Origin of the sequence: Variovorax sp. E3 (assembly GCF_016082275.1) — a bacterium.
Taxonomy (GTDB): Bacteria; Pseudomonadota; Gammaproteobacteria; order Burkholderiales; family Burkholderiaceae_C; genus Variovorax.
On the sequence record NZ_MOWM01000414.1, the window covers coordinates 1 to 235 of the forward strand.

General features: G+C 70.2%; 1 protein-coding gene. It reads right to left on the reverse strand.

What is annotated here, in order from left to right:
- On the reverse strand, window positions 1-235 hold a 235-nt coding region (locus BMG07_RS41165; RefSeq protein WP_374221490.1), incomplete at both ends, for a serine O-acetyltransferase.

Genomic DNA, 235 nt, shown 5'->3' on the forward strand with positions numbered 1-235 from the left:
GGAAAGCGCTTGGCGCCCAGCGTCACGGCCTGGTAGAGCCGCACGCGCTTGCCGATGACCGCCGTCTCGCCGATCACGACGCCCGTGCCGTGGTCGATGAAGAAGCCCGCGTCGATCTGCGCGCCGGGGTGGATGTCGATGCCGGTCTGCCCGTGCGCCAGCTCGGCCACGATGCGCGCCAGCAGCGGCAGGCCGAGCTTGTAGAGCTCGTGCGCCAGGCGGTGGTGAATCATCG